This is a genomic window from Streptomyces sp. NPDC057939, from assembly GCF_042887545.1.
In the GTDB taxonomy this organism is placed as follows: Bacteria; Actinomycetota; Actinomycetes; order Streptomycetales; family Streptomycetaceae; genus Streptomyces.
This window is the reverse complement of the sequence record NZ_JBHVPG010000023.1, coordinates 118,474-125,103: the sequence shown is the minus strand read 5'-3', so window position 1 is coordinate 125,103 and position 6,630 is coordinate 118,474. Positions and strand designations below refer to the sequence as shown.

8 protein-coding genes are annotated in these 6,630 nt (G+C 71.9%); 4 read left to right on the top strand and 4 right to left on the bottom strand.

From position 1 onward, the window contains the following. The first annotated feature begins 216 nt into the window (after positions 1-216). Positions 217-1,353, top strand: a complete 1,137-nt coding sequence (locus ACFVS6_RS24290) for a phosphatidylserine/phosphatidylglycerophosphate/cardiolipin synthase family protein (RefSeq protein WP_389706833.1) — start codon at positions 217-219, stop codon at positions 1,351-1,353. Between the two features lie 58 nt (positions 1,354-1,411). Here the strand turns inward: ACFVS6_RS24290 and ACFVS6_RS24285 are convergent, their stop codons facing one another. Next, the gene (locus ACFVS6_RS24285; RefSeq protein WP_389706827.1) at positions 1,412-2,284 is read right to left on the bottom strand and encodes a LysR family transcriptional regulator; all 873 of its coding nucleotides are present in this window, start codon (positions 2,282-2,284) and stop codon (positions 1,412-1,414) included. Positions 2,285-2,354: 70 nt separating this feature from the next. Between ACFVS6_RS24285 and ACFVS6_RS24280 the strand changes: the two genes are divergently transcribed. Beyond that, a complete protein-coding gene (locus ACFVS6_RS24280; protein WP_389706825.1) occupies positions 2,355-2,708 on the top strand; it encodes a nuclear transport factor 2 family protein in 354 nt (117 codons plus the stop codon). Between the two features lie 74 nt (positions 2,709-2,782). Here the strand turns inward: ACFVS6_RS24280 and ACFVS6_RS24275 are convergent, their stop codons facing one another. Next, entirely contained in the window at positions 2,783-3,658 is an 876-nt protein-coding gene (locus ACFVS6_RS24275) for an oxygenase MpaB family protein (RefSeq protein WP_389706823.1), read from the bottom strand. A 595-nt stretch (positions 3,659-4,253) separates the two neighbouring features. On the opposite strand from ACFVS6_RS24275, the gene ACFVS6_RS24270 reads away from it, so the two are divergent. Then, positions 4,254-4,568 (top strand): MerR family transcriptional regulator, encoded by a 315-nt coding sequence (locus ACFVS6_RS24270; protein WP_389706821.1) that lies wholly within the window; start codon positions 4,254-4,256, stop codon positions 4,566-4,568. An 88-nt stretch (positions 4,569-4,656) separates the two neighbouring features. Here the strand turns inward: ACFVS6_RS24270 and ACFVS6_RS24265 are convergent, their stop codons facing one another. Next, positions 4,657-5,016, bottom strand: a complete 360-nt coding sequence (locus tag ACFVS6_RS24265; RefSeq protein ID WP_389706819.1) for a hypothetical protein — start codon at positions 5,014-5,016, stop codon at positions 4,657-4,659. After that, entirely contained in the window at positions 4,992-5,318 is a 327-nt protein-coding gene (locus ACFVS6_RS24260; protein ID WP_389706817.1) for a hypothetical protein, read from the bottom strand. The genes ACFVS6_RS24265 and ACFVS6_RS24260 overlap by 25 nt, the downstream gene beginning before the upstream one ends. Before the next feature lie 204 nt (positions 5,319-5,522). Between ACFVS6_RS24260 and ACFVS6_RS24255 the strand changes: the two genes are divergently transcribed. Further along, positions 5,523-6,608, top strand: a complete 1,086-nt coding sequence (locus ACFVS6_RS24255; RefSeq protein WP_389706815.1) for a P1 family peptidase — start codon at positions 5,523-5,525, stop codon at positions 6,606-6,608. The last annotated feature ends 22 nt before the right edge of the window (positions 6,609-6,630 follow it).

Below are 6,630 nucleotides of genomic sequence, written 5' to 3'. Positions count from 1 at the left end.
GATCGAGGGAACGCGCGAGCACCTGGGAGCGCAGGGCGCGCGAATCGCCCTCGTGCAGGGTGTGTACAGTCGGCTGGCCCCTGCACCGGACGAACGTTCGGGGGCGTGAGCCCCGGCGACCTGTGAGGTGGATTGATGACGAGTACGCGCAGCGGATCAGAGGGAGCCGGGGTGTCGACCGCGCCCGCCGTCGCGTCGGACGAGGCGAAGCAGCGGATGCGTCGCCGCCTCGAACGACTGATCGGCATCGCCGCCACCGAAGGCAACTCCCTCGTCGTCCTGCGCAACGGGGACGAGATCTTCGCCGCGATGCTCGCCGCCATCGGCGCCGCCGAACACACCATCGACATGATGACGTTCGTGTACTGGCGCGGGGAGATAGCCCAACGCTTCGCCGAGGCCCTCGCGGACCGGGCCCGACGAGGCGTCCGGGTGCGGCTGCTGCTGGACGGGTTCGGCAGCCGGCTCATCGAACAGGACCTGCTGAACCTCATGGCGGACGCAGGGGCCGAGGTGACCTGGTTCCGCAAGCCGCTGCACCTCTCGCCCCTCAAGCAGAACCACCGCTGCCACCGGAAGGTGCTGGTGGTCGACGAGGAGACGGCCTTCACCGGCGGCGTCGGCATCGCCGAGGAATGGTGCGGCAACGCACGGAACGCGGACGAGTGGCGCGACACACACGTCCAAGTGCGCGGACCGGCCGTGGACGGGATCGCCGCGGCCTTCGCCCAGAACTGGGCCGAGTGCCACGACACCCTCTTCGACGACCGGGACCGCTTCACCGAGCACGCCCCGTGCGGCGGTGCGGTCGTACAGGTCGTCCGCGGCTCGGCCAGCTTCGGCTGGCAGGACATGCAGACGCTGATGCGCGTCGCCATCGAGTCCGCCCAGCACCGCTTCCGCCTCGCCACCGCCTACTTCGCGCCGGACGCCTACTTCATCGAGCTGCTGTGTGCCGCGGCCCGGCGGGGGGTCGAGGTGGAGATCCTGCTCCCGGGCCCCCATACGGACAAGCGCGTCTGCCAATTGGCCGGGCAGCACTTCTACGCCGACCTCCTCGCCGCCGGGGTGAAGATCTTCCAGTACCAGCCGACGATGATGCACGCCAAGGTCATCACGGTCGACCGGATCGCCGCGCTTACCGGATCCACCAACTTCAACCGCCGTTCCCTGGACCACGACGAAGAGGTCATGCTCGCCGTCCTGGACGAGGACTTCACGGCCACCCTCGACGCCCACTTCGACGACGACCTCAAGGTCAGCGAGCCGATCGACGAGGCACGCTGGAGCCGCCGCACCCCGGCCCAGCGGCTGCGCGAACTGGCCGTCACCCCCATCCGCCGGTTCCTGTGACGCGTCGAGCGCCGTGAGGATCGCCGCGGTCGCACCGCGGTGACCCCGGGGAGCGGGCTCAGGGCACGAGAGCGTCGCGCAGTCGCGCCAGTGCGATGCGGGCGGCCGGGGAACGCAGGTCCGGTCGGATGGCCAGACCGAGGCAGGCCCGCGTCCCCGCGTCGGCGATGACCACCGTGTGCGTGCCCTCGGCGGTCCCCGAGGACGGGCTGAGGACGGCGACCCCGGCGCCCCGTCGGGCCAGTCCGAGCAGCGTCTCGGGGGAACTGGCCTCGATGTCGACACGCGGCTCGATGCCCACCCGCAGGCACGACCGTTCGTAGGCCTCCCGGATGCCCGTACCGTGCGGCAGGCAGAGCACCTTCTCCTCCTGCACGTCGGCGAGCCGGACCGGCGTCCGGGCGAGCCGGTGCCCCTCGGGCACCACCACGGCGATCGGCTCGTCGACGATGACGTCCACGTCCAGGTCGGGCTCGGCCCGGCCGACGAACGCGACCAGGGCCAGATCGAGGGAACGCGCGAGCACCTGGGAGCGCAGGGCGCGCGAATCGCCCTCGTGCAGGCTGAGGACGATGCCGGGATGGGCGCTCCCGATCTCGGCCACGGCATCGAGGAAGCCGGGGATCGAGCAGCCCGCGATCATGCCCAGGCGGACCCGTCCGCGAACGGCGTGGGCGAATTCGGCCGCCGTGTGCTCGATGCTGTCGAGCGTCGCCAGCGCCTCCCGGGCGAGCGGCAGCACCGCTTCGCCCGCGGCCGTGAGCCGCACCCTGCGGCCCGAGCGCTCCAGGAGCCGCTGCCCCAGCTCCCTTTCGAGCTTGCCCACCTGGGTGCTGACGCCGGACTGGCTGACGTGCAGTCGTGCCGCCGCGGCCGTGAACGTGCCCTCGTCCACCACCGCCGCGAGATACCGAAGCTGATGGATCTCCATAAGCAGTGATGATACTGGCCATCCGAATCATCCATTGGACGGATGGGAGTGCTTCGGAGAGCATGGACGCATGACGACTCCGACGCAGATCTCCGAGACGTACTTCTCCGCCTGGCAGGCGGGCGACTTCGACACCCTGCGCGGGCTCCTGGCCGACGACGTCGACTTCGTCGGCACGCTCGGCCGCGCCACCGGCGTCGAGGACTGCCTCGCCGGCCTGCGCGGCCTGGGCCGGATCCTGGAACGCATCGAGGTGCACGCCCGGGTGGCGAACGGCACCGACGTCATCACTTGGTTCGACCTGCACACCGTCGGCGCGCCGCCCACCCCGACGGCCAACTGGACCCACGTGGAGAACGGGAGGATCACCCGGATCCGGGTCACCTTCGACCCGCGGGGGATCCTCGCCACGTCCCAGCGCTGACAAGCCGGGTGGCCGGGTGGCGGCGGGCGGTGACCGGTCGCCGCGGCCGCCCGCGCGACGGACGGCGCCCGAGCCTACGGGCCGGGAGGTGGGGTCATGGCCCAGCGAATGGCCTTCGTCAGGGCGCGACCGCCGGGGCGGACGCAGAACCGCTCGGCGCGGGGGGCGTGGGGCAGGCCGAGGGGGAGGCGGGCCCACGGGGGCAGCAGGGAGACCGCGTTCGCGGCGAGCACGGCGTACGGGGGTCTGACGGGCCACGGCAACGGGGGCTCGCGCAGGATGAAGCGCGCCGCCTCACGGGCCTCGGCGGTGACCCGCAGTTCGGGCCGGTACGCCGCCAGCCGCGCGGCGAGCTCCGCCCGATCGCGCGGCGGGTCCGGGACGCCGAGCGCGCGGGCGACGCGCGCCGAGTCGGCGAGGTAGCCGTCGCAGCCCTCCGCGTCCAACGGACGGGCACCGAAGCGCTGGTGGGCGCGGAGGAAACTGTCCACCTCCGCCACGTGCACCCACCCGAGGAGGTGCGGGTCGGCGGCGTGGTACGGCTCGCCGGAGGACGTCGTCCCGCGGATGCCCTCGTGCACGGCCCGCACCCGCTCGACGGCCTCCTGGGCGTCGTCGGCGGTCCCGTACGTGGTCACGGCGAGGAAGGTGCTGGTCCGCTGGAGCCGACCCCACGGATCGCCGCGGAACCCCGAATGGGCGGCCACGGCCGCCATCGCGAGCGGATGCAGGGATTGCAGGAGCAGCGCGCTCAGGCCGCCGATGAACATCGAGGCGTCGCCGTGGACGGTGCGGATGGGCCGGTCGGGCCCGAACCAGCGGGGGCCGGGGGCGCCGTGGATGCGGGCACGGTTCGCGGGACCGGACGGGCCGGCCACCTTGCCGAACAGTCCCGCGCCGATCCGCCCCCGCAGGCTGCGGGCCGTGGGCGCGGACGCGGACGCGTTCATGCACCCCATGGTGCATCCGAGCCCCTCGCCCCGGCCACACCGTCGACTACCTCACTGCGCAGCTCGCGAAAATCTATCCTGGCCACCGTAGACATTCGCTTTCAGGGTGGCTATGGTTTCTCCCGTAGCCGAGATCGGGAAAGCCCGGCGGGGATGAAGCGCCGGGCAGCGGTACCCGTAAGCGAAGTGTGCAGAGCGGTGCGGTGGTGGAGCTCCGAAGCCATGGTGGTTGCAGGACGGCGACGGGGCTGACGACCGGACCGGGTGGCCCGCGGTGATCAGGGGCCGCCACCAGCAGGACCCTCGCCGTACCGGCTCGGCAAATGATCGTTCCAGGAGGAGAACGGAGGGATTGAGCGCCATCAGGATCGCCCGGGCGGGCAGTACGAGGCCCGGGTACCGCAGGACATCGATAGGCAGGTGGTCTCCGGTCTCGCATTCGCGATCCCCGCACGCCCGGCAGTGTTCAGCCAGGGCCCGCGGAAACAGAAGGTCGGCCCGACGTCAAGGCCGACGGATGGTGTAGCAGTTCCTTCGGGGCCTTGGTGCCGGTACGGCGCCAAGGCCCCTCGACGCGTTCCACGAAGAGGTGCGAATGACAGCAGACGCTTCCTACGACCGTCTCGACGACGACGACTACCCCGCCTACACCATGGGTCGGGCCGCCGAGATGCTCGACGTCACCCAGGGCTTCCTCCGCGCCATCGGCGAAGCCCGCCTCATCACCCCGCTCCGATCCGCGGGCGGCCACCGACGCTACTCCCGCTACCAACTGCGCATCGCCGCCCGTGCCCGCGAGCTCGTCGACCAGGGCACGCCCATCGAGGCCGCCTGTCGCATCGTCATCCTTGAGGACCAACTCCAGGAAGCCCAGCGGTTGAACGACGAATACCGTCGCGCCGCCCTCTGAGCGCGGCGTCCGGGACGACCGACGGCCGCTGCGGGCCCATCGTCCCGGCCGGCGGGACGGCCGTGGTGCACGACGTCAGCGCACCACGTCAGCGCACCACGTCCACGCCCGCGTGCTGCCGGTCCCGTGGGTCCTGCGGACCCTGCCGGTCCCGTGGGCGACGCCGTGACCGCCAGGTCCAAAGCCCGTGGACCGGCACGGCCACGAAAGCGGCTCCCGCCGCGACGCGGATCACGTGCCAGGTGATCATGAGGGTCGATCCCGGTGAGGCGGCCTCCGTTTCCAACCGGACGGAGGTCTCGAAGAAGGCGGTCAGCGGGATGAGCAAGCGGAATGGAATGCCGGCGATCCCGGGCGTGCGCGCGATGTATCCGCACAACCCGACCGGGGCCCCGAGAATGAAGGCCGCCGCCCCCCACGCGATTATTTTCGACACCAGCTCGTCCACCGAAACGGAATACCCGGGCAGGCCGGTGACGGTGGTCGGGAAGAGAATTTGAAGACGTAGTACACGACCACGGCCATCGCCAGTGACGAGGAGGCCAGCGCCGTCGCGCCGATCCAGGAGCGGCGTGAGAACCCCACCAGGAAGGCGAAGCAGGCCCATGACCACCCGCCGGAAAAGACCAGGGAGACGGCCTGGCAGGCCGGGTTGTCGAATTTCGCCGTGAACGGGCCGATGACGGCCAGGGCCGTCGCCGCGGTGAGGAGAATCGCCACGGAGGTGGCGCGGTTTCGTGGGAAACGCACGATCCTTCATTCCGGTTCTGTGGTCGAAGAGCGAAGGTCGTACATTACTCGCGACAGGTGCGCCGGACCATAACAGTTCGGGCCGCCCCGGGCCGGCCCTCTGCGGCGGCCGGGAGAAACACGTATGCGGAATAGCGCATTCAACCCGGGAGTCGTTCGGTGAGGGGGTCGCCCGGGGGCGGGGCCCGGTGGTATGCCAGGGGTATGGAGGCCAACGGAGTCGCTTCGGGGGCGGACGCGATCACCAGCGTGCGCGGCATACGGGTGGGCCATGCGCGACTCGCCGGTGGCGGCGCGCTGTCGGGTACGACGGTGGTGCTGGCGCCGCGCGGCGGCGCCGTCGCCGGAGTGGACGTGCGCGGTGGGGGACCGGGGACCCACGAGACCGACGCGCTGGATCCGCGCAACCTCGTGCGGTGCGTCGAGGCGATCGTCCTGACCGGTGGGAGCGCCTACGGACTGGCGAGCGTGCACGGGGTGATGGGCTGGTTGGAGGAACAGGACCGGGGATATCGCGTCGGGGCCGGCGTCGGCGAGGTGGTGCCGGTCGTGCCCGGTGCGGCGCTGTTCGACCTCGGTCGCGGCGGGGACTTCCGTGCTCGGCCCGATGCGGCGCTCGGGCGGGCGGCCGTGGAGTCGGCGGCCCGCACGGCAGTGGGCGCCCCGGTCGAGGAGGGGTCGGTCGGAGCCGGTACGGGCGCGGTCGCGGGAGGGCTGCGCGGCGGGGTGGGCTCCTCGGCGATCCGGCTGAGCTCGGGGATCACCGTGGGGGCGCTGGTCGTGGTCAACGCGGTGGGATCCGTCCTGGACCCCGAAACCGGTGTGCTGTACGGCGAGTTGTTCGAGGGGCGGGCCGTCGAGCACCCGTCGGCGCCGGCCCATGCAGCGGCGCGGCGGCGCCTCGACCGGGCCCGCGCCGAGACGGAGGCGCGCCGCCGGCACGACGTCGGTGGCGCGGGCCCCCTCAACACCACCCTGGCGGTCGTGGCGACGGACGCCGTGCTCTCGAAGGCACAGGCGCAGAAGATGGCGGGCTGCGCACACGACGGGTTCGCCCGGGCGATACGGCCGGTGCACCTGATGAACGACGGGGACACGACGTTCGCGCTGGCCACCGGCGAGTTGGGGATACCCGACGTCGCCGTCATGAACACGGTCCTGGCGGCAGCCGCGGACGCGGTGACCCGCGCCATCGTCCGGGCGGTGCGCGCCGCGGAGGGCTTCGACGGACCGGGCGGTTGCTTCCCCTCCTACCGCGACCTGTACGGCGCGCCGACCCCCACCGACTGACGGCGCCGACCCCCGCCGACCG